Origin of the sequence: Leptospira biflexa serovar Patoc strain 'Patoc 1 (Paris)' (assembly GCF_000017685.1) — a bacterium.
In the GTDB taxonomy this organism is placed as follows: domain Bacteria; phylum Spirochaetota; class Leptospiria; order Leptospirales; family Leptospiraceae; genus Leptospira_A; species Leptospira_A biflexa.
The window spans coordinates 2,485,745-2,510,740 of record NC_010602.1; the positions used below are offsets into that span (position 1 = coordinate 2,485,745).

The 24,996-nt window shown below is 36.5% G+C and carries 22 protein-coding genes; 10 read left to right on the forward strand and 12 right to left on the reverse strand.

All coding sequences use genetic code 11. From position 1 onward, the window contains the following. Positions 1-14 precede the first annotated feature (14 nt). The 3 genes from LEPBI_RS11915 (at position 15) to LEPBI_RS11925 (ending at position 3,418) form a co-directional block, all read left to right on the forward strand. Positions 15-1,334 (forward strand): class I SAM-dependent RNA methyltransferase, encoded by a 1,320-nt coding sequence (locus LEPBI_RS11915; protein ID WP_012389364.1) that lies wholly within the window; start codon positions 15-17, stop codon positions 1,332-1,334. A 50-nt stretch (positions 1,335-1,384) separates the two neighbouring features. After that, positions 1,385-2,512 (forward strand): SpoIID/LytB domain-containing protein, encoded by a 1,128-nt coding sequence (locus LEPBI_RS11920; RefSeq protein ID WP_012389365.1) that lies wholly within the window; start codon positions 1,385-1,387, stop codon positions 2,510-2,512. A gap of 63 nt (positions 2,513-2,575) precedes the next feature. Continuing rightward, positions 2,576-3,418 carry an HDOD domain-containing protein gene (locus LEPBI_RS11925; RefSeq protein WP_012389366.1) on the forward strand — a complete coding sequence of 281 codons (843 nt, stop codon included), beginning with the start codon at positions 2,576-2,578 and terminating at the stop codon, positions 3,416-3,418. Positions 3,419-3,424: 6 nt separating this feature from the next. Here LEPBI_RS11925 and LEPBI_RS11930 read toward each other — a convergent pair whose 3' ends face one another. Genes LEPBI_RS11930 through LEPBI_RS11960 form a run of 7 tightly spaced genes read right to left on the reverse strand, consistent with a single transcriptional unit; the run spans position 3,425 to position 11,354 of the window. After that, positions 3,425-4,657, reverse strand: coding sequence for an adenylate/guanylate cyclase domain-containing protein (locus LEPBI_RS11930; protein ID WP_012389367.1), 1,233 nt, complete (start codon positions 4,655-4,657; stop codon positions 3,425-3,427). A 5-nt stretch (positions 4,658-4,662) separates the two neighbouring features. After that, entirely contained in the window at positions 4,663-5,484 is an 822-nt protein-coding gene (locus LEPBI_RS11935; RefSeq protein ID WP_012389368.1) for an NADH-quinone oxidoreductase subunit B family protein, read from the reverse strand. Then, the gene (locus LEPBI_RS11940; RefSeq protein WP_012389369.1) at positions 5,481-6,908 is read right to left on the reverse strand and encodes a hydrogenase large subunit; all 1,428 of its coding nucleotides are present in this window, start codon (positions 6,906-6,908) and stop codon (positions 5,481-5,483) included. Before LEPBI_RS11940 ends, LEPBI_RS11935 begins: the two co-directional genes overlap by 4 nt. Next, complete coding sequence (locus tag LEPBI_RS11945; RefSeq protein WP_012389370.1) at positions 6,905-8,113, reverse strand: proton-conducting transporter transmembrane domain-containing protein; 1,209 nt, start codon at positions 8,111-8,113, stop codon at positions 6,905-6,907. Before LEPBI_RS11945 ends, LEPBI_RS11940 begins: the two co-directional genes overlap by 4 nt. Continuing rightward, positions 8,110-8,721 (reverse strand): formate hydrogenase, encoded by a 612-nt coding sequence (locus LEPBI_RS11950; RefSeq protein ID WP_012389371.1) that lies wholly within the window; start codon positions 8,719-8,721, stop codon positions 8,110-8,112. Before LEPBI_RS11950 ends, LEPBI_RS11945 begins: the two co-directional genes overlap by 4 nt. Before the next feature lie 9 nt (positions 8,722-8,730). Then, on the reverse strand, positions 8,731-9,609 hold the full coding sequence (locus LEPBI_RS11955; protein WP_012389372.1) for a respiratory chain complex I subunit 1 family protein: 879 nt from the start codon (positions 9,607-9,609) through the stop codon (positions 8,731-8,733). An 8-nt stretch (positions 9,610-9,617) separates the two neighbouring features. Then, a complete protein-coding gene (locus tag LEPBI_RS11960; RefSeq protein WP_012389373.1) occupies positions 9,618-11,354 on the reverse strand; it encodes a proton-conducting transporter transmembrane domain-containing protein in 1,737 nt (578 codons plus the stop codon). A 377-nt stretch (positions 11,355-11,731) separates the two neighbouring features. Between LEPBI_RS11960 and LEPBI_RS11970 the strand changes: the two genes are divergently transcribed. The 3 genes from LEPBI_RS11970 (at position 11,732) to LEPBI_RS11980 (ending at position 15,842) form a co-directional block, all read left to right on the forward strand. Beyond that, positions 11,732-12,436 carry an ABC transporter ATP-binding protein gene (locus LEPBI_RS11970; protein ID WP_012389374.1) on the forward strand — a complete coding sequence of 235 codons (705 nt, stop codon included), beginning with the start codon at positions 11,732-11,734 and terminating at the stop codon, positions 12,434-12,436. A 656-nt stretch (positions 12,437-13,092) separates the two neighbouring features. Next, the gene (locus LEPBI_RS11975) at positions 13,093-14,904 is read left to right on the forward strand and encodes an ABC transporter permease (protein WP_226992766.1); all 1,812 of its coding nucleotides are present in this window, start codon (positions 13,093-13,095) and stop codon (positions 14,902-14,904) included. A gap of 38 nt (positions 14,905-14,942) precedes the next feature. Further along, positions 14,943-15,842 (forward strand): hypothetical protein, encoded by a 900-nt coding sequence (locus LEPBI_RS11980; protein ID WP_012389376.1) that lies wholly within the window; start codon positions 14,943-14,945, stop codon positions 15,840-15,842. Between the two features lie 21 nt (positions 15,843-15,863). On the opposite strand, the gene LEPBI_RS11985 is transcribed toward LEPBI_RS11980, so the two are convergent. Both LEPBI_RS11985 and pyrE read right to left on the reverse strand, forming a co-directional pair. Beyond that, the gene (locus LEPBI_RS11985; RefSeq protein WP_012389377.1) at positions 15,864-16,616 is read right to left on the reverse strand and encodes a hypothetical protein; all 753 of its coding nucleotides are present in this window, start codon (positions 16,614-16,616) and stop codon (positions 15,864-15,866) included. Beyond that, positions 16,616-17,173, reverse strand: coding sequence for an orotate phosphoribosyltransferase (pyrE, locus tag LEPBI_RS11990; RefSeq protein ID WP_012389378.1), 558 nt, complete (start codon positions 17,171-17,173; stop codon positions 16,616-16,618). Before pyrE ends, LEPBI_RS11985 begins: the two co-directional genes overlap by 1 nt. Positions 17,174-17,593: 420 nt before the next feature. On the opposite strand from pyrE, the gene LEPBI_RS11995 reads away from it, so the two are divergent. Beyond that, positions 17,594-18,262 carry a TetR/AcrR family transcriptional regulator gene (locus LEPBI_RS11995; protein WP_012389379.1) on the forward strand — a complete coding sequence of 223 codons (669 nt, stop codon included), beginning with the start codon at positions 17,594-17,596 and terminating at the stop codon, positions 18,260-18,262. Here the strand turns inward: LEPBI_RS11995 and LEPBI_RS12000 are convergent, their stop codons facing one another. Continuing rightward, positions 18,263-19,249 (reverse strand): cytochrome-c peroxidase, encoded by a 987-nt coding sequence (locus LEPBI_RS12000; RefSeq protein WP_012389380.1) that lies wholly within the window; start codon positions 19,247-19,249, stop codon positions 18,263-18,265. It lies immediately after the preceding gene. A 293-nt stretch (positions 19,250-19,542) separates the two neighbouring features. Between LEPBI_RS12000 and LEPBI_RS12005 the strand changes: the two genes are divergently transcribed. After that, on the forward strand, positions 19,543-19,890 hold the full coding sequence (locus tag LEPBI_RS12005) for an LEPBI_I2431 family sigma-54 regulated protein (protein WP_041769874.1): 348 nt from the start codon (positions 19,543-19,545) through the stop codon (positions 19,888-19,890). A gap of 81 nt (positions 19,891-19,971) precedes the next feature. After that, positions 19,972-20,904: an ornithine carbamoyltransferase gene (locus LEPBI_RS12010; RefSeq protein ID WP_012389382.1), complete on the forward strand. Its 933-nt coding sequence runs from the start codon at positions 19,972-19,974 to the stop codon at positions 20,902-20,904. A 116-nt stretch (positions 20,905-21,020) separates the two neighbouring features. Here the strand turns inward: LEPBI_RS12010 and LEPBI_RS12015 are convergent, their stop codons facing one another. Beyond that, entirely contained in the window at positions 21,021-21,485 is a 465-nt protein-coding gene (locus tag LEPBI_RS12015) for a globin domain-containing protein (protein ID WP_012389383.1), read from the reverse strand. A 261-nt stretch (positions 21,486-21,746) separates the two neighbouring features. Between LEPBI_RS12015 and LEPBI_RS12020 the strand changes: the two genes are divergently transcribed. Next, positions 21,747-22,739, forward strand: coding sequence for an HpcH/HpaI aldolase/citrate lyase family protein (locus LEPBI_RS12020; RefSeq protein WP_012389385.1), 993 nt, complete (start codon positions 21,747-21,749; stop codon positions 22,737-22,739). Positions 22,740-22,796: 57 nt separating this feature from the next. On the opposite strand, the gene LEPBI_RS12025 is transcribed toward LEPBI_RS12020, so the two are convergent. After that, entirely contained in the window at positions 22,797-24,869 is a 2,073-nt protein-coding gene (locus LEPBI_RS12025; RefSeq protein WP_012389386.1) for a methyl-accepting chemotaxis protein, read from the reverse strand. Between the last annotated feature and the right edge of the window lie 127 nt (positions 24,870-24,996).

Here is a 24,996-nt window from a genome sequence, read left to right on the forward strand (position 1 = left end):
GCAAGTAGAAAACATTGGACAAAGTCAAAGTCGAAGGACTCAATTCCGATTTTTCGGGAATCGTCACCGCACCTAACGGAAAGAAGGTGGACATTTTTTTTGTTCATCCAGGTGATGAACTTGTTGTGGAATATGTCAAACGAAGGCCTCGCCAAAGGTCCTTAAAAATCCATGAAATCATCCGAAATCACAATTGGGATTTAGTAAAATGTAATGTATTTGGAAAATGTGGAGGGTGCACGGGGCAACACATCCCATATGAAACCCAATTAGAATTAAAATTCAAACCAATTCTAGATTCGTTCCAAAGGGATTTAGGAATATCCATAACGCCGACCCCACAATCCAAAACCTATGCCTATCGTTCTCGTATGGACTTTTCTGTTTTCCCAGGTCCTGTGATTGGACAGAGGCAACGAGGAAATTTTCGAAATGTGGTTCCGATCCAAGAATGTTCCATCCAATCTGATTGGGCAAACCAAGCATTACAAAATGTACAGACATTACTTCACAAATTTCCTGAAATCATTTGGGACAGAAGGTCGGAAGAAGGTGGACTCAAATATCTGACAATTCGAAAGGCACAAAATACAGATGATGGGATTCTAATTTTTACCTTCACCGATGGTTATGAAAACCATCCCAGAATGGAAAATTTCCGAACCGAATGTTTGGAATCATTATCGCAGGAATCCATTCTTTTCTGTTACAACCGCCCCAAATCGGAAGTCTCTGCCGTAGGACGAGCTGAAATTTTACGAGGGAAACAAAGTTATACGGAATCTGTTCTTGGACATTTTTTTGAGGTTCCTTTTGATTCCTTTTTCCAACCAAATCCGAATGGATTTTTACCAATTCTAAACTTCATAAAAGATTTAATCCCACAGAACCAAATCAATTTAATTGATTTGTTTTGTGGAAATGGATTCTTTTCTCTGTTATACGGTGATTTGTTCCAACATGTGGAAGGTTATGAGCTGACAGAATCTTCCATTCAAATTGCATCCAATCTTTTTTCGGAAACCTATCCTTCCAAATCACATTCCTTTCAGGTGACCAATTTGTTTCTATCAACGGAAACTCTTTCAAAAAAAGAAAATGCGACTCTCATCCTCGACCCACCAAGAGCAGGTGCAGGAAAACTCGTTAACCATTGGATCCGAGACTTTGGTCCTGAATTTGTATTCTATGTCTCTTGTAATCCCTACTCTCAAAAAGAAGATGTCAGTTCATTTTTATCGGCTTATGAATATGTCGATGGAATTCTCATTGATCCATATCCACATACACCGCATACGGAATCGGTGCTTTTCTTTCGCAGAAAACATAGATAAAATCCCTTTACCGATTTTCTGATTCTTCCGAATAGAATAAGGAGGGAACTATGAAACAACGGACATCGATTTTATTTTTCTGCATCGTCATTTTAGGACAAATCGGTTGTGCGAGTGTAATGGTATCAAACTGGGCACCTGATGAAACCAATTTCAAATCAAGACCAGTGCGTGTGCTCTTGGGTTTTGCAAGTGAAGAAGAAATTTTCAAAACTTCCGGTGAGATCATTGTAAAAGATGCCAATGACTTAACTATCAAAAAAGCCTATGACTTTTTATCCTTAAATCCTACAGCCATCAAAGCTCCAATTTCCATTCAAAGTAATGCAGAATGGATTGAATACAAAGGTGTGAGCTATCGTGGCACGGTTTTACTAAAACCCTTTGATGGAAAAGTTTATATCATTAATTTAGTTCCAGTCGAATTATACCTACTCTCTGTTGTCCCTTCGGAAGTCAGTGCATCATGGCCGAAAGAGGCGCTGAAGGCCCAAGCCATTTGTGCAAGGACCTATGTAGTCAAAGAAATGTTAAACCGAAAAAAGCAAGAATATGATGTAGACACTTCTACCAATACACAAGTTTATAAAGGCAAAAACAAAGAACATAAAAACACAACAGAAGCAGTATTTGAAACCGAAGGATTAATTTTGATCCATAAAGGACAACCCATTCAAAGTTTTTTCCATTCCAACGCGGGTGGGTATACCGAGGACCCGGCGAATGTTTGGGGGAACTCCGTAGAATACTTAAAACCCGTTCCATCAGAATATGATAAAGATGGTGATCAGTATTCTTGGGAAGAAAAATGGAAAACTGATTATGTAAATAACAGCTTACGTGACTTAGGTGTAGGTGAAATCCAAGATATCATTGTCGCAAGTCGGTTCCCAACATCTCGAGTGAATGAATTGGAAATCATTGGAACGTCAGGCAGTAAACGAATCAAAGCCACCGAATTTCGAAAAAAAATTGGGGCCACAAAACTGAAATCCACTCGATTTGGAATTCGAAAAGAAGAGTCGGGCGATTTTTATGTGAAAGGGTTGGGTTCAGGGCATGGAGTGGGAATGTCCCAATGGGGAAGTTTCGCGATGGCAAAAAGCCAATTCAATCACAAAGAAATATTACAACATTACTTCAAAGGAATCGAATTCGCGAGAATCGTCGCCAGATAAAGCGTAGTTTTTGGTTTCCATCGTCAGAAGATTTTAAATTCTGGCGTTAGGTTCAAAAAACGTATGGCAACACTGGAAGAATACCTATCCCAAATCAAAGATCTGACGATTGTTCCGCCAGTCTTACTCTCCGTACTTTCCCTAGACGATGATAATGAAATTTCATTTGGGGAATTAGAGAAAAAAGTCCAATCAGACCAAGTCCTTGTCGCAAGGCTTTTGAAATTGGCGAATTCTCCCTTTTTCTCTCGTGGGAATCCTGTCGCCAATATGAAACAAGTCATCACACGTCTTGGATTCAAAACTGTAAGAAGTATGGTTGCGATGTCGATGACCGATTCGCTCTTTAGCCAAGGGAATTATAAAAAATTTCGAGATGAAGTTTGGGATCATTCCGTTGCGAAAGGGATTTTTGCACAAATCCTCTGTGAAGAAAAAAAGTTCAAAAAAGAAGCAGAACTTGCCATCACATGTGGCCTCATGCAAGACTTAGGGCGCATTGTACTCAATACAATTGATCGAAAGAAGTATGTAGAAGTTTTAACTGAATTCCAAACTTCCGATGTGAGCCTTGTCTCTCTTGAAAAAAAAGCCTTCGGTGTGGATTCATATGAGATGGGGAGTGCCGCTGCCAAACTTTGGAAAATGCCAACGATCATCATCACATCCATTGACGATTTGTCGAAACCAGTCGCAGAACAATCATCACTTGGTCAAATCATAGGATTTGCGGGAGTGATTGCAAAACTTACAGGACATGGCAAACAAGAACCTGGGACTTTAGAAAAATTAGAAGAATACAAAACTTCATTGGGATTCGAAATTGAAGATGTAAAATCTTATCTTGCCGCTAAAGATGAAAAACTGAAAACGAATGAATTGTATCAGTTCTGTAGCACATTATAAAAAATGTTAAATTGGTTTTACACTCAAAATACGATGTAGACCTTCTTTGCCTTTGATTTTCACAGGCTCCAATTCCTCATATCGGTATTTTTTGGAATACTCTTCTGGAAGGTGATTATAAAGTCCTTCGGAAACATAAACATGCATTGGTTTTGCCATCGATTCTAATCGACTTGCCATATTGACTGTGTCTCCCACTGCAGTATACGATAGTTTTTGGAAGGAACCAACATTACCCACAATGACTTTACCTGAAGCAACTCCAATTCCAAGTTGCGGAGTGAATCCATAAATTTGGTTCCACTTCGGTTGCCATAATTCAAATACTTGTACCATTTCCAATGCACAGTCCAATGCATTCTGCCTATGATCATCTTGGAAGACTGGAGCACCAAACAAACACATGATGGAATCTCCAATGTATTTATCGATCATTCCACCATATCCGAGAATTACTTCAGTCATTGCAGTAAAGTACTCATTTAAAAAAGAAATGACTTGTTCAGGTTTCATTTTTTCAGATAAAGATGTATATCCCCGAATATCTGAAAACAAAACTGATACTTCCTGTTCCTTTCCTTTTTGGTCCAAAGATAAAGAATTATTCATTAAACTTTCAACAATGATAGGATCGACGTACATCCCAAAAACGTTCTGCATTTTCTTTTTTTCATTTTCTAAGTTTAATTTTTCTTCGTATTCTTTTTCGAGTTCCTTTTTAAACTTTTTAACCATCGTATTCAGATCTTGAATTTCCGATTGGTTCATACCGTATAGATCTTGAAATCGTTTCATACTATCATCCATTTGAATGGAGACAACTTTCTTGCGATAAATTTCTCGAAACAAATTTCGGAATCGATGTTCTAAGATATTTTTCTTTAACCTTCGTTTGCTGAAGTATTCATTGATCCCCAATTGGAATGCATGGATCGGAAGTTGTTTCCCTTCAGCTTTTGTGAACACAACAACAGGCAACTCCGAAGGACCTGCCATATCCATAATTTTTTCCAGGATATCTTCAGAAGACTCTTCTAATTCTGGAAATTGGATTTCCGTAATCAAAAGATCATATTGGACTTTTTTAATTTCATCGGCACCATTTTCAAACAATGAGCGCCAAGTCAATTCAATGTAATCGCCAAACCACTCGATCAACAATTGGGAAATGGTATCATACGATTTTTTCTGCGGTTCTAAAACCAATACCCGGACAATTTCTTCTTTTTCTAAATCCACGGGCCTTATTTTTCACTCTCTAAAAATTTGTGAAGCGCCTCTTGGAATTGGAAGGAAAATCTTCCGATGAGTAACCGGAAACCTTGCAAAATGACATCTGGCCTAGGGGGATCTCCTGAAATATAGAGGTCGGGCTCCTTTGGAATTTTACCCTTGGGGAAAAGTCCACCACTCACTGCCTCTGTCCCACAGGCAATGAGCGCCCTCGGTTCACTCAAAACATCCCAAGCCGTTTGGAGTGGCCCTTCCATCTGTTCACTGATGGGTCCCGAAAACACGATCGTATCCGCATGTTTGGGACTGGCAACACAACGGATCCCTTCTCGTTCAGAATCAAATACCGAATTGAAAGAAGCATTGAGTTCTGATTCCACAGTATTATTCCCTCCGGCCGCCACCTCTCGGTATAAAAACCCACGTTTTTTCGTTAAATCACGAAACTGCCTTTGATTTTCACTGAGTGTAAAATTAGATTGGGAATTTTTTTCCATTTTTCCATTTTGATAGGAAGTGTAAAATTCCTCGCGGTGTAATGCGATTGTATAAATAAATCCTGAGTTACGAAGTTTACCCTCAGGGCAAACTTCTACACAAATTCCACACTGCAGACATTTTCCATAGTCCAAATCCAAACGATCACTGCCACTCCGTTGGATTGCCTTTGTTGGGCAATTTGATTCACATTCGGAACAAGCCCCGCATCCGTTTTCCATATTTTTTGTTGGAGTCGGAATTCCACGATTGTTCGCATGAACAAAAGAAACCTTATCAAAGTTAAGAACATTTTTTTTTGTAATAAAATTTTTAAATTCAAAAAGAAAATTCATAAATCAAACCCAACATAACTTAAATTAAATGATTTATTGTTTAAAGGAAAATCCGCTACTTGTTCGCCACGTACTGCCAACTCCAAAGCATGCCAATTTAATACAGATGGATCCCTAATATAAGAATTGTTAACTAATCCATTTTCATCAAATTGCAAAGCTACTAGCAATGGCCCTCGCCAGGCTTCGACAGCAGAATAATAAAAACCTGGTTTTGTTCTTTTGGTTAAGATTTCTTGATTGGGAACCTTTACTTTAGGTTCCCAAAGTAAATCCCAATTGATCTCTTCCATTGTTTTCTCTATCCAATCCATTGACTGTTCAATTTCCGAATAACGAATGTACATTCTTGCCCAAACGTCACCATTATAATGATGGTGTTCTTCTTTTAAAGGAAGTGGATTCCAATTAGGGTAATCAAAATTTTCAATTCGTAAATCTTCATTCACTCCAGCCATTCTTGCTACCATACCTACGAATCCAAAATTTTGGACATCCATTTCAGAAATAAATCCACATCCTTGCATTCTCTCCTTCAAAGTCGAAATCGAGAGAGCCCTGAGAATCTGCGGACGAATCTTCTTAATGTATGCATTTTTCAATTGTTTGAACGACTCTTTGGCTTGTTTTGCATTCAATCGATTGTTGAGATATAACCTACCTGGACGAACGACTGATTTTCCGAAGCGATGTCCTGTCCAAGCTTCCATTAGCCCTAATGCGGCACCTCTTTCAGTTACACAAACACCATACAATGGATAATAGCCTATATCTTCAGAGATACCACCCAAATCACCAATATGAACGGCAATTCGCTCCAACTCCAATAAGATCGAACGGAATAATCGAATTTCTTTTGAAACAGGAATCTCGTATAAGTCCTCATATATTTTAGAGAATGCTAATGCATAACCAACGCTTGTATCTCCTGAAATCATTTCAGAATATGGCATGACCTGATTCATCGCCTTATGAAGCAGATGATCTCGAATCCCCCTCTTTTGAAATCCAAGGCGAATTGTTAGATGACGAATTACTTCTCCATCGACTATAAATCGGAAATGTCCAGGCTCAATTATTCCAGCATGAATGGGTCCAACGGCATGAGAGTATTCTCCATCCGAAAAAGGAACTTTAAGTCCATGGTAAAATAAATCCCTTATGATACCCGTCTTTTGATGAAGAGATAAATTTTTGCCTCTTTGGTCTGTTAAAAAGTCATCCTCTTTTATTTCGGAATAATCTTCTGGACCCATGTCTTGTCCAAATGAATGGCGAATCAACCAAATCGGATAATTAGAATCTAATAAAAAATCAATATTACTTTTTTTAGTAATTTGTTCTTCCATCACCAGCTTCTGATTGTCAAAGTGAAACTGATAATAAATTCCATTAAAATTTGTTATACCAGTAATCTTTTTCATATATATTTCGCCATCAAATAATACATACCATATGATCCTACAATGATAGTAGAAACCAAACTAAACCAAAAAAAATAAAATCGAAACTGCAATATATGATAAATATCTTTTTCAAAATTTCGATTCGAAAGTTTAACCATAGGCAAAACTTTATTCAATGCCACAAAAAAGAAAATTGAACCCAAAATTGGAAATATAAAAAGGTAAAATTGTCGATTCAAAACTGAAATTTCAATTATTTTCAAATCTAAAACAAACACAGGAGATAATGGAAAAACAAATGCGATTAACAAAGCCATCAAGTAAACATATAATGCTTTATGACTTAGGTTTGGACCACTCAAAATTTGAGATATATTCCTTTTACCCGCATCCATCCTTAAAATTCCCATCGATAAAAAAACAAGTAGTTTAACTAAAACTGTTGAACTTAATAAAAAGTAAAACACTTCATCTGAAACATCCAACCATAAAAACAAAGTTAACATTCCTGTATGAAAGAGAGCTACTTTCGCAGAGATTCTTCGAATGTCGTCTCTTGATACTAACATCAAGATAGCATAGAGAATCGTCAAAACACCAATAAACAATAACCCATTCGAAGCATTAATCAAATGAGGATTTAATTCTCTTTCTAATTTAACTAATGGCCTAATGGCAAGAACGACACTCACTGGAACAAAGGAAGCAATCAGAGACGAGATTTGACTTGGACTCTCTGCATATGTATCCCCTACCCAAAAGTGATTTGGAACTAAACCCAATTTCCCGCTATAACCATAAATAGTTAACAAGATTCCAGTCTCCACTAATAATCCAGACTGACCAACTAATCCCTGTTTAAGAGAATTAAAATCCAAATTCTCGAGTGGCGTTGATGCAAAGAGAAGGATTACGATTCCTAAAAATGCCAATCCTAGTGCATAGGAATTAATGAGTAAAAATTTCCAACCTACATGAAAAGATCGCTCTGTCCCACTCGAAGAAATGAGTAACGCACCGAATAACGTTGATGCTTCGATCAAAATCCATTTTAACACAATATTCTCTGTAAACCAGGAGTAAAACAATACAGCAAAAAAACATACTTTAAGCAAACTCCATAACCAGATCCTGGTTTGGCCTTTTGTTGGCGCCAATACAGACACTAAAAAAATAATAACAAAAGTTAGAATTCCGGAAAAATAAAAAACATATGTCATCATAATTTTCTTTCCTTAGTATGCATATGAGGCGAGAGCTGTAAAATTCCACCTGAAACAATGACCAATATGGCATCTAAAAATGAACCGAACTCCAAACCGAATGGCAACCCTTTATCCAATACCATTGTTAAAACAAAAATACCATTTTCAAATACACAAAAACCAGCTATCAAGGCTAACCAATTTCGCCTAACAACAAAACACAAAATCCCAACATATACCAATAAAATAACGTAAATTAAGCCTATCTTGTGAACTGGGATTGATAAAAGAGAAACTCCTTCCGTAATTTTTACAGCAAGGACCAATCCAAGCACCATAAAAAGCAGAGTCGCAAGGTATCCAAATCTTGGAGTTGTACTTTCATTCATTTTTGACTTGTTTGCAGTCCAATTAAGAATCCAGGGAGTTAAGAGTGCCTTAAATAAAACAACTAATACAATTAAAGATATAGCATGTTGCCAATCCCCTTCATGGGTTTGTATCACAGGAAAGATTAAAAGTAATCCCTGAAAACTGAGAAATAGAATGATACGACTAAGTCTATTTTCAACTAGGATAACAATTCCTGTGAGTAACAATAATAAATAAATGAAATCATAAATCATAGTTTATCCTTAAGAAAGTTTTACTAATGTTCCTAAAATCAATATCGATATGAATGTAAGTCCCATGAATTCAGGTATCCAAGTCCATTTTCGGCGGACACTGTTTGCTTCCCAAAACCCCATCACGATTGCCAAAAAAATCACCATTGGGAAAATCAAAAACTCAGGATTAACTCCAGTGATCATACCGCTTTTAAAGATTTTGGAATGCTCTAACGCCAGTTTTACTAAAAATGTGAGTAGAGCTGAGAATTTTATGGAACTCGAAAGCTCAAATAGTGCCAAATGTCTTCCTGATGCTTCCAATATCATGGCTTCATGAACCATTGTTAGCTCCAAGTGTGTCCTTGGGTCATCAAAGGGAGGTTTTGCTAATTCAGCAAGTATTGCAATAAACGAAAGTATCAAGAATAAAAATCCGATTAGAAGTCCTTGTGGAGTTTCTGAAATTTCAATGTGAGACTGAGCAGCTAATATCATCAAAATAAAAGTTGGTTCAACCATCACTGATAGTAATATTTCACGACCAGAAGCCATCCCACCAAATGATGTTGCTCCTTCCATAGCAAATCCAATATATGAAAAACGATACATTGCTAAAAAAAATGGAATTAAAATGAAGGGAGCCCATTCAAACAAAATGATACTCCAAATCATGAGTGAAGAGAAAAAAGCCAACCTTGGTGCCAAGTTCGAAATGGATGAAAAGTTATTATGTAAAACTGGATCCTTTAACCAAGATTTATTTATTTCCCAAAAAAACTGGATTAACTTAGGTCCCCTTCTACCTTGCGCAAAGGCTCTTACCTTCCGAACAATCCCTGTTAATAAAAAAGGAAGGCAAAAAAATAATATAACTAAATAAGCAAAATAAACAATCATTTCCATAAAATAACCTAAAAATCGCCCAAAATCAGCAAGGAAAAGATAAAGATCAGAAACATTGATGAGATTGCCAAATATTTACTTATATCCTCATCTTTAGCTTGGTTTGTGGAAGAAACAAAATTTGTTCCGAATGTAAAAACAGAAGTTAACGACTTAATAATTAAATCATCTACAATTGAATCTCCGATTTTATTTACGAAATACCTACCTAATGAATTTTTTAATGGTTTAGAGAAGACTGTTGAAGGAACGGAAAGCTCATGCCCGTTATAACCTCCTCCACAATCCCAACTTTTCTTCTTGAATGTTTGAAATTTCTTTTCATTAAAATAATCATAAAGAATAAATATAAACACTATAATAATTGATATGAATGAAACGATAGAAATCGAATGAAACCATTGAATCAATAATTCATCTGCAAATGGTCTGAGCATTGGTAACTCAACGAAGAATGGCAACAAGAGTGGGAAAATAAAAATAACTAATGCCAAGCTTAAAAGTGAAATATATAACCATCTCTTTTGCGAAACCCCAAAAGGAAGAATTTTCAAATTGTCCATTGGTTTAGATAAAAACATACTCATGTATAATTTTATATGAGTAAATCCTCCAAGGACTATTCCAAAAAATATAAAAATCATTGATGGCAATAAAAATACAGAGCGTCCAATTGGAAGATCCAATATTCTTGCATTAAGATAAAAGTAAGTTGCCTCAGAGACAAACCCAATTGTTCCAGGAAGTACCGCATAACTAAAAGTACCCGCACCAAGTAACAGTGGGGAGATTCCAAGTAATCTACCGATACCTTTCAATTCATCACTTGAATTTGAATTGATCAATCTTGAAACCATTCCAATAGAAAATAATTGGAATGTTTTCGAAAATGAATGATGAAATAAACCTAGAAAGAACAATATCCTGAAAGAATTACTTAAATTCATCAATTCAGCATCAACTGAAAATTGAAACATTCCTGATATAATCAAACATAACCATAAAAAATTCAGTGACTCGATTGAACTATAAGCCAAAGATATTTTTGGATCTTTATGAAAAAAACTGGTAATCCCTCCAAAAAAAATGCCAAGAGCAGCTAATGGAAACAATACTTGATATAACAATGGATCAAATTGATTTGGAAGAACATAACGATAAAACAGCAATAATGGAAAGATTTCCAAGACGCCGGCAAATGAACCAAGCGCATGAGAAGGGCCACCTTCATTTACTTTGGGTATCCAAATGTGAAAACCGGAAAATCCAGATTTAATCAATAAACCTATCAATAATAAGATGACACCTAGAATATCTCCATCAGGTAACATAACCCATGCGGACAAAAATAAGGCAGAAATTCCTGATGCTAACAATAAAGATCCCAAACTTTCGATTTGTTTTTTACCAAAATCGGTTCCTGAATAGATTAGGATTGTAGAAAATGAGGTTATTTCTAACGCAATTGGTAATAATAATGACTTACCCGAAAGGTAACAAATCCCTAATGCGGACCAAAAGATCGCGTATCCTATCGTGACTTTATTTTTCTCCTTTGGCTCGTACGATTGTACCAACATAAATGAAGAAAAGCCAATGTAAGCTTGGATGATCAGACCAACTAATATCGGAAAGTCGACCGATAGTATATCTTCATTCGTGAACAAAAATATGATTAATGGTGCAAGAGCTGCAATTCCTACGACTATCGATCGTATGATCGATTGATTCTTATCTTCTAACATAAACTACCTCAAGATTTAAAATCAAGAAAAGATGGTTATGTAATTACGGGAGGTCCCCTTAGATTTTTAATTTTCAAAAAATTGGAAAATTTATGATGATTTTGTTTAAAGAGTGCAGATGGAACAAATACATTTCCAGAAAAAAGACTGATTATGAAAAATGTAAGGATTGAATCATTTTCATCAAAAGAATCCTCTGAATTTTTCTCTAACTGCAAGAATTCACTCGCTTCAGAGAATTCTGAAACATTCAGGGAGACTTGCGATTTTCCCAGGCACAAAAAACTAAAAATCAGAATAAAAAGAACCCGTATTAGCAATTTGTTTCCCTACAAAATGAGCCTTTCACCTGTCCTATAAAAGGGAAGTTATTTTTCGTGGAAGAGAAAAAAAAAGAAAATCAGCCTAAATTTGCAGTCGATGTAAAAAACCTTAAAAAGACCTATAGACAAGGAAATTTGACAATTCCTATCTTACACGGCATTCATTTTCAAATTCCAAGTCAGAAATTGGTCACTCTTATGGGCCCATCTGGTAGTGGAAAATCAACCTTACTCAATATTTTATCTGCGATTGAAATAGCTGACGAAGGAAGTGTAAAAATTTACGGTAATGAATTGATGGGCGCTTCAGAATTAGAAAAGACTCGATACCGAAGAGAACAAATTGGAATCGTATTTCAGTTTTTCCACCTTTTCCCATACTTAACTGCGAAGGAGAATGCATCGCTCCCACTCCTTCTTTCAGGAAAAAGCAAAAAATATGCTGAAAAAAAATCCTCTGAAATTTTAGATTTGGTAGGTCTTGGCCATCGATTGAATTTTACACCAAAGGAATTGTCTGGAGGTGAAAAACAAAGAGTTTCGATTGCACGAGCTTTAGTCCACGAACCAAAAATAGTGTTTGGCGATGAACCTACGGGAAACTTGGATTCCAAATCTTCAGATGCAGTATTAGATTTATTTAAAAAGTGTGTCTCAGATTTAGGTATAACAGTATTGTTAGTCACCCATAACGAAGAAATTGGAAAATCAGGTGATATAAACTATCACATGCTAGATGGAAAAATATCAATCAAATGATTCATCTTTATTTTCATTTCATTTTTAGTTATTTTAAAAGCCATTTAGGTAAAGTTTTTTTAAATCTATTGAGTGTCAGCCTTGGAATTGCATTATTTGTAAGCACCCAAATCAACGGATGGAAAGCTGAAAAAAGTTTAATTGATCAAACGATAGGATTTAATTCAAGAAATTTTATCGGTCGCTACGTTTTCACCTCGAACTTAACTCCAAACAAACCGGAAAAGACAATTTTAAAAAAAATTAATGACTCGTTACCAAACACGGTAATAGTAGAGCCGGAATTACAAACAAAAGGATACTTCAAAAATGAAGAAAACCAGATCTTTAGTATCCCAACGATTGGAAAAGATCTAATTACCCAATTCAATTTCAATCTTCAAATTAAAAATAACGACCAATTCCCAAAATATATTTTTAGCAAAGCATTACTTTCGAAGCTAAATACAAATGGGTTTCCATTATTGTTTCATCTCTGCAACAAACAAATCAGTATTAATCGAAGCGATATTCTTGAGATTTCAAAAGATGGGTTATTTGTTTTGATGGATATCGAAAGGTTACAGAATATTTGTAACCTTAAGGATAATTTCACATCCATTAATCTGATTCAATCCCAAAATCATTCAACTATTTTGTATGACCTTCCAAAAACAATGACCTTAGAAAATTGGTATTACGAATCCAATGAAGAGATCAAAGAAAGAGCAGGAATTGCGCTTGGATCACTCAAAATTAATTTAACTATTATTTCGTTGGTTTCTGTTTTAATTTCCTTTTTTATGGTCTCAAATATCTATACTGGATTATTTATTTCGAGAAAAATTGAATTCGGAATTTTACTTTCCATAGGAGGGACAAAACTCAACAACTTTTTCCTCTTCCTTATACTTTCCGTGTTCATGGGATTCATAGGTGGTTCAATCGGCGTCTATTTAGGAGTTACGATTTCGAACCAAAACTTAGTAAAAACTGTAAGTACTTTAACAGATACAATGCAAATTGAATCCTACAATGACTACCCTATTGAAATCATTTTATATGGAATTAGTCTGTCAATTTTCGGTTCAATCGTAAGTGCACTATTTAATGCGATAAAGGCATACAATATACTCCCAATTGAGTTATTGCGCGATAGGGATCAGCTTACAACAAATTTCCCGTTTATTTTATCAAAACATGCAATCTTAGTAATTTCACTGTTCCTAATTTTATTAGGATTTTTCATTGGGAATATTAAAATCGAAAAACAAATTTTGCCTGGATTAGCTGGAGTAGGTTTTGTAATTTTTGGTTTTGTAACGTTAAATTATATCTTAATACCTTATATTATAAATGGAATTGAAAAATTAACTAAAAATATAAATTTATCCCCAAGCTTCTATATGGGCATAAAAGAAGTTGGAATGGAATCATGGAAAAACGGACTGATTGTTTCTACAATTATGTTATCAACTTCGCTTGTATTTACTCTATCCACCTTAACCTCAAGTTACCAAACATCGTTAAAACATTGGATCGCAGATGAAAACAAATCAGACTTTTCATTGATCAATGAAGAAAAATTAAATTCTGGTGAACCCGGAGTTCCTATTGATTTATTCGAAACTTTAAAATCGAAAACCATTTTTTTAGATGTAGAACCATTTTATATTAATCCTAAACTCACTTTAAATGGAAAATTTTTCACATTACATGTATTAAATTTTCCGGAATCATTAGATAAGAATAGGATTCTCGTTTCCAAAAATTTATGTTTTCTCGAAAAGATTTGTAAGGGTGATTCAATCACACTTACAACTGAAAAAAAAGGTCCAGTTACTTTGGAAATCCAAGAAGAAAAAGAACATTTTTTTTCTGAAAGAGGGACAATTCTAATGGATTTTCAGCTATTTAAGCAGTTATATACTATTGAATTTCTGAATTCAATCCGACTGACTTTAAAAAAAGATAAAAATTACCATGATGGATATCATCTGATTCACAACATTTCCAAAGAATATGGCCTAATTCACTTAGATCAGATTAAACTAGGAGAACTTTATTTACAAGGTATGGATCAAGTTTTTTCCGTTTTAGATACTCTTAAAATCACGGCCATCGCGATATCAGTATTATCACTTATTACTTCGATTTTTTACTATGTAAAGGAAAAGTCTAGAATTCTTGCTGGATTAAAAGCAATAGGAATGAGTCTCTCGCAGTTATACTTTTTACTTTTTTACCAAATTTTATTTCTCGTAACAACTGGAATTACTTCCGGAATTGTAAATAGTTTAATTTTATCTCCCATTGTAGTCTATGGGATTAATAGAAACGCATTTGGGTGGGACTTGGCCTTTACATTCCCTGTTCACTTTGTAGCAAAACTCCCGATTATAATCCCTATATTCTCAGCATTCATTACAATCATTCCATTTTATTTTGTATCTCGAATGAAAATTTCTAAAGAACTAAACTACGAATAATTCTTTACCAAAAAGATACCATTCCATATTTTTAGAACATGGCAGGAAGCATCAAAGTTTGTTTGGATCTCGCAGACATGATTCGAAAAGAGAATCTAGAATCCCGCGATAAAATCCCAACTTCTGATACTCATCTAAGAATTTGGTCGTCTCAACTTGCTCGTTCAGAAGAAGATATTAGAAAACTTTTAACAGCACTACGCGATGCCCACTTCATTTTTCTTGTCTCGATCGTTTCTCCGGATCCAAACTTATTTGTGTATGGGGAGGATGCTTACGTCTTTGCAGAACCCTTTATATTGAATGAGTTAAAGAAGCATTCTGAAGAAACGTTAGAGAAACTTTATGAAGCTAGTAATTACAAACGAAAGTCTGCATTTCAAATTACTCGAGAATTATTTCCTAAAATCAAAGAATTCAATAATACTCCTCTCGGTCGTGCGATAAATTTATCAGTGATGTTAGAAGAATTTCAACGAATGTTAACTGCCCAGAGTTATGAATATACGGACCAATGGAGAAGAAACAAACTTCAGGAAATCTTTAAAGATGAAGTATTGTTGGCAGAAGAGTTAGCAAATAGTACAAATTTACGTGAAAATGATCCAACTAAACGAGCAGTCGACCAGTTAAAAGAGCAAACTCCCAAAGAAAAAATTGATTCCAATTGGGTTCGAGCAAAAGAAAATTTTTCAACCGAATTTTTGCTAAGAGTACATTTTCGTAAATATGAATTTGATATTGTGAAAAGATTAATTCAAACTGGCAAACTAAAAGAAGAAAAAGACATTAAATATGTAAGAGATACCATTCAATTGATGGAGAGTAGAATGGAACAAGACAATCTCCTCAAAAGATACGCAAATGAAATGATTGAGCTTAGGCGTTATGCCCAAGCAAAATTAAATATGATTCGACAAGGACTGGGAACAAAATAAAAAACGTGTGAAGAAATTGCATTAATCCTTAAACCAACCTACTTTCTCAAGTTGCGAATATACTTGAAAGAAAAATACAACTAAACTTATAAATATCAATCTTCGCTTTAGAGAGTATTTGTTATCGATATGGTTTTCTTTTTCAGGAGAATACAGTAAATATATAATCAAATTAACATTAAAAAACAAACCAAAAAAATCAGGTGAGAGGTAAGGAAGTTTTTCTTTTATCAAAGGAATATAGACTGCGCACAAAATCAGAATGCTCGGGATAAAATACATTGGAGTTTTTAAGTTCCACAACCTATCGTCCGTTAAATCAACCTTTCTTTTGATTCCAGCTATCTTCTCTATTGCAACTACTAGTGCTTCTTGATTATCAATATTGACAATAGGATGAATTTTTTCCTTTGTTTCCAATACAATTCGATCATATCCTCTGAACTTATCTAGAGTCATTTGTTCAAGATCTTTGATTTTAATCGAAGCGCAATTCCCACTTGAATCAAATTGTTTAAGTGAACTCCCATCCAATTCAATTTTTCCGCTAGAAAGGATCTCAATTTGTTTTAAAAAATTTCGGCGTAAAAACCAAAAAAATAGAGCGAGAAGGGGTATGAATATCGTGAAAAATTGCGCTCTTCCTTCTTTCGGGATTTGCAGACTATTATAAATCACAAATAAAACGAATAATACGATGACTGCCCAGGTTCTAATTAGTAGTTTTTTCCGAAATATACCAACATTGTATAAAAATATTTTTTTTTCACTCATTAGAAAAACTCACTTTTGGCAAATATAGATGTCATCGTTACATTCTCTGTCTGCAAATTTTCACTTCCACCCTCTTCTCTATCTAAGATGCATATCCCTTTGGTAACATTTATCCCAACTTCTCTTAAAACTTTTACGGCTTTTAGAGTAGAACCTCCAGTGGTGATGACATCATCAACCACAAGGCAAGTTTTGATATCCTTCCAGAATCCTTCAATTTGTTGGCCTGTTCCATGCCCTTTGGATTCTTTTCTCACAACGAGTGGAAAAACATTCTTCCCTCTCTTTTGATATCCAAGTGAAATTGCATAGGCGATTGGGTCTGCACCAAGTGTCAAACCACCTACTGCTTGGAATTCAATGTTTAATTTCGGAATGATTTCCTCTATGAAACATTCTGCTAAGATGGATAATCTTTCAGGATGAAGCGTGATCTCTTTACAATTAAAATAATGTTGGGATTCCAGACCGCTTGCCAACCGAAACGGTGTCTCGGAATGACGATAGACGTAAGTTTTCATCCATTGGAATAATGCATCGCGGTGTGAATGGGACATATTCTAATTATTTTCCACTGTTTACTATGAATACAAATTTTTAGGCTCGGCTTGAATTCCAAATGGATCGCCTAGCAACCATCAAAAAATCAACACACTTCCAGATTTCTGAAATTAGGTCCATTGGAAAGCCTTCGCAATATCCTCAGATCTGAGAATACAGCCGACCATTCTACGAAATTGGTTTGATTGGTCTGAAAGTTCGCCTGAGTGTATAAAAATAATTGTAGTGACTATAAATTTACACTTCATGTAAAATTTTAGTTGATAGAAATTTACAGTTAATATATATATTTCACAGAGGAATTTTCATCCCTAGCTAAAATCTTCCTCTGCATTGGATTTCAGCCCGGATCCAATCAGGGCAATGAAACCCACTCATGAATCTACAAATAAAAAATCTCCGCGGAGGGTCAAAAAATGGTACCATCTGAGAAAATTGACACCTCACAAGAAACAATGCTGACTCGATTACCACTGAGAATTCGAAAAAAAAAGAAAACAGAAGAAACAATCCTCTTAGTAGCGAAACAACTCTTCCGAGAGAGAGGGTATGCTCGAGTGACGGTTCCTGAAATCGCGGACGAAGCCAATGTTTCGGTCAAAACGGTATTTAACTATTTTGGGTCCAAGGAAGAACTAGCCTTTCGCGAAGAAGTTCAGTTCTGTGACCAACTCATTCTGCATATATTGTCTAGAAAACAAAACCAATCCATTTTCGATGCGTTTCAGAACTTTATATGGACCTTGATCCAGTCAATTGATCCGGACCAATTGATTGAATCGTTGCCTGGGTTTCACCCTTGGATGGATGATCCAGCATTGGAACAACGTTACCTATTGTTATGGGAAAATTACGAGAAACGGATCACAGATGCCTTACAATTGGAATTCGGAAAAAATGAATTTGACCCAGTTTTACGTATGATCGCTTGTCAGATGGTGTCCATATTGAAGACACTTGGTTCTAAAGATTTCAAAGTGTATTTAACCCCGATACCCGGCGCCCTTCGATACCGGGCATTAGAGAAATGGACGCTCAGATCCCTCGACTTGGTATCAGGGATCCGAAATCATCTTTCAAATTGATTAATTCACGCGATTTTTATCAGCAAGGGTCCCTAAAAACAATACTATTTTTTTGATTTCTTCCTCCGAAAGGTTAATTCCCAATTGGTGATACGCCATTTTTTGAACAGCTTCTTCAACAGTAGAAATTTTACCATCATGGAAATATGGACCCGTCAAGGTGATGTTGCGTAAGCTTGGCACTTTGAAGACAAATTTGTCCTCTGGTTTTTTAGTGATTTTAAATAGCCCCAAATCTTCTGTCTTAAATTCATTGACAAGACCTAATTTACGGAAAGAATTCCCGCCAAGTAAATTTCCAGAGTGGCAAGATGTACATCCTGCAGCAAGAAAACTCTTAAAACCCTCTTGTTCTGCCTTTGAAATTGCTTTAAAGTCACCTTTCACAAAATCATCGAAGCGCGACTGCGTCACGAGTGTCCTTTCAAATGCTGCAATAGCTCCTGCAAGATGATCGTATGTGATTGGATTTTGATCATTCGGAAATGCTTCAGCAAAAAGTTTTGGATACTCGGGATCCTCATTGATTCTTTTTAAGACTTCTTTTTCAGACGGCATCGCCATTTCGACTGGATTCAGAATCGGACCTTTGGCTTGAGCTTTCAGATCCGCTGCTCTTCCATCCCAAAATTGGACAAAGTGAAATCCCGCATTGAGTACAGTGGGAGAATTCCTATCTCCATTTTTACCAAATGCTCCAGGAGAAGTCGGAAGGTTGTCTACTCCCGCAGATTTGCCTTCAATATTATGACAGGAATTGCAAGATTGCGTTTCATTCAGAGAAAGTTTCTTCTCAAAATATAGTTTTTTACCAAGTGAAATCAGTTTCTCAGTATCATTCTCTGATCCTGGCATCGTTTCGGGCAATGCACCGATGATTTGTTTTGCTTTTCCTTGGATATCTTTTGTTTCTTCTGAGGGACCACAAAAGACCAATGAAAAGAGCGCTATTGTCATGAAATAAGGTGTAAATTTTTGTTTGAGCATGTCTTTCCTCTATCCGTAATCTAGCCAAAAGCCAGTTTCATGGGCAAGTGAGATTTGATTTTCAACTTTCGAAAAGGGATTGGTACGGAGAGTCACCTTGCAGTGGGGGAATTCATAAAAAGAAGGCATTTCTCCTATTTTCGCAAAATCCATTGCCAATAGAAAAGGCAAACTACGGCAATTACATGGCAGCCAGGTGCTAGATTGGTGGTAAGAGATTTGATCCATAGGTCTTTTTTGTTGGCACGAAATATGCAAGTTAACATTGAAATTCTATCGTAATGGAGCATGGTATGTTAGATACTAGAAGAACGGAACGAATTACATCCTTGGAATGGGATGATTTGGTATTAAAACTTTTTTCAATCAACGAAAAACCAGAGTTTCTTGTGACAAAGATTGGAAATATCTCCGAATTGGGTGTGAGCAGTTGGATCCAACATGAGCTCACTTTGAAGGAACGAGACATTGTCACTGGAATCATTGAAAGTGATTTGACTCGATCCCGTATTTCCTTTCGAGGAAAAATTGCTTGGATGAAAGAATCCGAAGATGGGATTCAATTCGGGATTAAATTTTCAGAAGAGTTAATTCTACCAAATTTTATCATCGCAAGGTCAATGGCAGAATCTGCGGCTTAAAAAAAATGGTTTTCCAAGTTCGAATCGCGGGAGATTCCTCTCGATTTCGTAACAATACAGTCCGATACTTGTATAGAAGATATGTCCCAAGTGAAACATTTAATCTCCTGGAAGGATTGGACCGATGGAGAAATCCAAGAACTCCTAGATTTTGCAGTCTATGTAAAGAAAAATCGAGTGTATTTTTCTGGGCATATGTCTGGCAGATCTCTTGCAATGTTATTTCAAAAAACATCGACAAGAACACGAGTTTCCTTTGAAGCAGGAATGACAGAGCTCGGTGGACACGCCATATTTTTGGATTGGATGGCATCTAATTTTTTACTTTCAGACATTGACTTTGAAGGAAAATACCTTTCGAGTAACGTTGCCATCATTATGGCTCGTCTCAAAAAACATGAAGATTTGCTTGTATTGAAGTCAGGATCTACTGTTCCCGTCATCAATGGTTGCTGTAATTTGTTCCATCCATGCCAGTCATTAGCTGACATACTAACAATAGTTATGGACTCTCCCAATGATTGGAAAAAGAAACAAGTATGTTATATTGGTGTTCACAATAATGTGGCCAACTCGTTGGTGGAAATCACCGCAGCACTAGGTATCCATTTGATTTTAGTAACGCCCATTGCTGCAAAAGAATCCATTGTGGCTGAAGCCATCGATAGAGCACAGAAAAAAGGAACTGTCTCTTGGGAAATGGATGTTCATAAAGCTGTTTCGCATGCAGATTATGTTTATACTGATACTTGGGTTGATATGGAATTTTTTAACGACCCAAAATACCAAAAAGAAAAAGAAGAAAGAATTCAAATGATGATGCCCTACCAAGTGAATGCCGATCTGATGAAACATTCCAAAGCAAAAGTCATGCATGATATGCCAATCCACGCCGGTTATGAGATCACAAGAGAAATGGTAGAAAGCGATCGTTCGATCATTTTTACTCAGGCTGAAAATCGCCTAGATGCACAAAAAGCGGTGATCTTAAAACTTTTAGAAAATCACCAATAGACGAACATCAGGGAAATCTCAAAAAAATTCCTCGTAGAGAAAATGAAGGAGCCATTAACTCATTTTCTGCCACAGTCAATTTACACCTTAAGCATAATTACAGTTCTGGCAAAACTTCAGCGATTCGATTCTGAATCTTCAGGGTATTTTTCCCATGGCGGTTCCTTTCGATTGACCATCCATCCGCTAAACCCATCTAAAAAGTAGAGAAAGTCGATTTTATCATCATGATCAAAATCAAAACCTTGCAGGGCTTCATCGTAACATAAGAACCAAATCGAACGTTCTTTTTCTGAAATAGGAAATGCGAAGTGACGCATCCGCATTCTTGCTGGGCCCCATTTTTCAATGTATCGATTGGGACCACCTAATACCTGTATCATAAAGTCTGCTTGTTTTTCCTTTGCTAACTCAAAGTCCCCTTGGAACATCCAACGAATTTCGGAGACTTGGATCAGGTCATAAAAATCAGAGACCAATTTTCGAATGTTCGCTTCACCCCATTTCTGGTAGAGAAGTTTGATATTCGGATTTGAGGCGGGAGGACCGCCAGGTGGAGTGTAAATTTCGTTTGGTTCCAAATCACGTTCCAGGATTGCGAAAGGGACAGGAAGGGGAAGTCGATTTTTCGACCGGAGCCGGAGGCGGAGCCCGGACTGGCCCGGCCCTTGTTTGCAAGGGTTCGCCCATAGAATTTTACAACGAGTGAATTTTGAAAGACCAGGTAAAATGGCTTACGATGGGATTCTCGGAGTCGATCCACTTCGGTTTTTGCCATTAAATCCTGGACGACAGGCAAAATTCACAAAACTTGGTAAAAAAATCCGAAAAAGGTATACTAAATGGCACTGACTCACCCGCAATCAGCTCTCTTTGCAGGAGAAAAACCTTTCCCTATCATTCCTGCTTGTGAACACTTCGCTGGATCTGAAAAACTCATCACAAAAGCTCTCGAGTTACAAAACAAACTTGGTGGTCTTTTTGATATTACGATGGACTGTGAAGACGGTGCCCAAACAGGGAAAGAAAAAGAACACGCAGAAATGATTGTTCGTATTCAAAACTCAGAACTCAACAAACACAAAATGAGTGGAGTTCGGATTCATGATTATACCAACGAACATTGGAGAGGTGATATTGATATCATCGTTCCAGGTGCAGGGAATGTAATTGCTTACATCACGATTCCAAAACCAACAAAAGCAAGCCAAGTCAAAGAACAAATCACTTACATCCAAGAAACTTGCAAAAAAGCAGGAATCAAAAGAGAAATTCCAATTCACGTTTTGATAGAAACACACGGTGCATTGAATGATGTGTTTGAAATCGCAAGCCTCCCATGGTTACAAGTTTTGGATTTCGGACTCATGGACTTTATCTCAGGTCACCACGGCGCCATTCCTGCTTCTTGCATGAAGTCCCCTGGTCAGTTTGATCACGAACTCCTCAGACGGGCAAAATCAAACATGGTAGCTGCCGCATTGATGAACGGCGTGATCCCTGCACACAACGTAACATTGGATCTAAAAAACACATACCAAACTTACCAAGATGCAAAACGTGCACATGATGAATTCGGTTTCTTACGTATGTGGTCTATTTATCCAGCACAAATCCAATCCATTTTGGATGCAATGGCACCTAACTTTGCAGAAACTCAAACTGCTTGTGATATTTTAATCAAAGCTCAAGATGCAGATTGGGGTCCAATCCAACATGACGGTGACCTTCATGACCGTGCCACTTACAGATACTTCTGGGAATTAGTCCAAAGAGCAAAACTTACAGGTCAAAAACTTCCTGAAGAAGTAGAGAAACGATTTTTTTCAAAATAAGATTTTAAAAATCAATTCTTTCGTATGAATCTAAGGCCCACTCATGTGGGCCTTTTTTTATTTTAATTTGAATTTCTCTACCTGAGTCGATAGATACGAGGCTTGCGAAGCAATTTCAGCGGAAACAATTGTAAGTTGGTCAGACCCTGATGCGACATCTTGTGTTCCATTCGAAATACTAATGATTGTTTTTGAAATTTCTTCTGTGGCCCGCTTTTGTTCAAAGACTGCTTCTTCAATTTGAAGATTTAGATTCGTGAGGAGATTCGAATTTTGAGCAATATCTTTTGCATTGTTTTCTTGCAATAAGACTGAGTTTAACACTCGTTTTGCTGAAGTTTCAAATTCTTTCACACGATTGTTCAAAAGGTTTAAAACTTGTGCGGCTTCCGTCACTTTCCTGTTTCCATTTTCGACAGCTGAATTTGTTGATATTACCAGATCACCAATTTCTTTTACTGAAGTTCCTGTTTGTAAGGCGAGTTTTCCAATTTCTTCTGCCACCACTGCAAATCCTCTTCCAGCATCCCCTGCTCTGGCAGCTTCTATGGCCGCATTTAAGGCGAGTAAATTGGTTTTTTCAGAAATCTCTGTGATGATGTCTAATACTTCGCTGATTCGTTCCGCTTTTTCACCAATGTCTTCCATTGCTTTTGTGGAATCGTTCATCGCCGTTTCACCGACAACAGCGTGTTCTCTCGATTCCGATGCAAACTTGGCAAGGTATTCCATTTCTTTATTGATGTTTTGCACTTCTTCACGAAGGGTTAAAACAGATTGGTCAATTTCTTTCATTTTAAGAACAGCTTCTTCCATTGATTTCCCAACATTGTCTGCGGAAGCCGATAATTCTTCCACTGCAGCCGATGATTCTTCTGCAGCACTTGCTTGCGTTTGGGATATGTCGGATAAATTTTGAGAAGTGGAAGCCATTTGTTGGGATTGGTTTCCCAATTTTTCAACAGTATGTTTGATATCACCAATGATAGACACTAAACTGTTTCTCATTTGATTCATTGAGTCTAACAAACTTCCAATTTCATCTTGGTTGATTTCTTCAGGACTTGTTGCTAAATTTCCACTCGCAATTTGTGATGAAAAAGTGATGGCTTGGGTCAAACGAGTACTGATGAGATTTTTAAATACAAAATTCAAAAAGAATAAAACCACAAAAAGAATTAAAAGTGAGATCGTAATCGAACTGATGACAACTTTTGTGACTTGTTCGGTAAGAATTGAATCGGGGATACTCACTTGTAAGGCCCAAAATTGTGGATCCTTTCCAATATGAAATGGAGTGAAATAATCGGTATATCCATCATGATGAATGGTAAACATTTCTCCTAATTTCAACTTTTCTAAATATATTTTCAGGTGTTCTGGGTTCTGGATTTTTTTTCCAAGTTTGTCCTTATCTTGGCCATACATCACATAAGTTCCGTTATCTGAAATAAAGGAAATGTACCCTTGCCCACGAAACGGTCGGTTGTCTCCGATTTTTTCTTGCAGAGTTCCGATATCTAAGTCAATCCCCGCTGCTCCGAGAAATTTGCCTTTGGGATAAATCGGAACAACAAGAGAAATCATTTGGATTTTTTTACCGCCAGCAATGTATTCATACGGACCAAATACCTTTGCTTTGTTTGTTTTTTTCACTTGGAGGTAAAAATCGCCTGCTCCATTCGGATTATCATAATCAGCTAAAGGCTCAAAATTAATTTTTCCATCAGGTGTGTGGTGCAGGTAAGGAACAAACCTTCCCGATTTATCGTGGCCTGGTTTCCCAACAAAAGCAGCATCTCGTCCTTCATAGGCATTCGGTTCATAACAGAGCCATATTCCAAAGATATTATCATTTCTTTCTAAAATTTCGCGGAGGCTACTCACCATTGCATCACGAGGTGGAGATGCATAAAAGAGTGCAAATCGATACCCACGAATGACTCCCATCATCGCATTCAAATGTTCCTGGATTTGGAAGGACCATTTTTGTGAGGTAATATTTGCGTTTTCTTGGATTTCCGATTTCAGGTCGGTGATCGTTCTATAGATTTGAAACGAGGTTAAAATCGTAAATCCAACAAACAAAATTCCAGCGATAAAAAGAGAAACCCTCTGACGAATGCTCATAGGGGTCGATCTTAGACCTTTTAAAATATTTGTAAATTGTTTCGCGATTGGATCTGGTAATTTTCTTCTCCAGAAATCAGTGGTTTATACTAAATTTTGGAGAAGATACATAATGCCCAATCCTTGC

Bases quoted from the DNA above. Each gene is read 5' to 3' on its own strand.
- LEPBI_RS11920 (WP_012389365.1), top strand. From the start codon at position 1,385: ATGAAACAACGGACATCGATTTTATTTTTCTGCATCGTCATTTTAGGA.
- LEPBI_RS11925 (WP_012389366.1), top strand. From the start codon at position 2,576: ATGGCAACACTGGAAGAATACCTATCCCAAATCAAAGATCTGACGATT.
- LEPBI_RS11935 (WP_012389368.1), bottom strand. From the start codon at position 5,484: ATGAATTTTCTTTTTGAATTTAAAAATTTTATTACAAAAAAAAATGTT.
- LEPBI_RS11940 (WP_012389369.1), bottom strand. From the start codon at position 6,908: ATGAAAAAGATTACTGGTATAACAAATTTTAATGGAATTTATTATCAG.
- LEPBI_RS11945 (WP_012389370.1), bottom strand. From the start codon at position 8,113: ATGATGACATATGTTTTTTATTTTTCCGGAATTCTAACTTTTGTTATT.
- LEPBI_RS11950 (WP_012389371.1), bottom strand. From the start codon at position 8,721: ATGATTTATGATTTCATTTATTTATTATTGTTACTCACAGGAATTGTT.
- LEPBI_RS11955 (WP_012389372.1), bottom strand. From the start codon at position 9,609: ATGGAAATGATTGTTTATTTTGCTTATTTAGTTATATTATTTTTTTGC.
- LEPBI_RS11960 (WP_012389373.1), bottom strand. From the start codon at position 11,354: ATGTTAGAAGATAAGAATCAATCGATCATACGATCGATAGTCGTAGGA.
- LEPBI_RS11975 (WP_226992766.1), top strand. From the start codon at position 13,093: ATGACCTTAGAAAATTGGTATTACGAATCCAATGAAGAGATCAAAGAA.
- LEPBI_RS11980 (WP_012389376.1), top strand. From the start codon at position 14,943: ATGGCAGGAAGCATCAAAGTTTGTTTGGATCTCGCAGACATGATTCGA.
- LEPBI_RS11985 (WP_012389377.1), bottom strand. From the start codon at position 16,616: ATGAGTGAAAAAAAAATATTTTTATACAATGTTGGTATATTTCGGAAA.
- pyrE (WP_012389378.1), bottom strand. From the start codon at position 17,173: ATGTCCCATTCACACCGCGATGCATTATTCCAATGGATGAAAACTTAC.
- LEPBI_RS11995 (WP_012389379.1), top strand. From the start codon at position 17,594: ATGGTACCATCTGAGAAAATTGACACCTCACAAGAAACAATGCTGACT.
- LEPBI_RS12000 (WP_012389380.1), bottom strand. From the start codon at position 19,249: ATGCTCAAACAAAAATTTACACCTTATTTCATGACAATAGCGCTCTTT.
- LEPBI_RS12005 (WP_041769874.1), top strand. From the start codon at position 19,543: ATGTTAGATACTAGAAGAACGGAACGAATTACATCCTTGGAATGGGAT.
- LEPBI_RS12010 (WP_012389382.1), top strand. From the start codon at position 19,972: ATGTCCCAAGTGAAACATTTAATCTCCTGGAAGGATTGGACCGATGGA.
- LEPBI_RS12020 (WP_012389385.1), top strand. From the start codon at position 21,747: ATGGCACTGACTCACCCGCAATCAGCTCTCTTTGCAGGAGAAAAACCT.
- LEPBI_RS12025 (WP_012389386.1), bottom strand. From the start codon at position 24,869: ATGAGCATTCGTCAGAGGGTTTCTCTTTTTATCGCTGGAATTTTGTTT.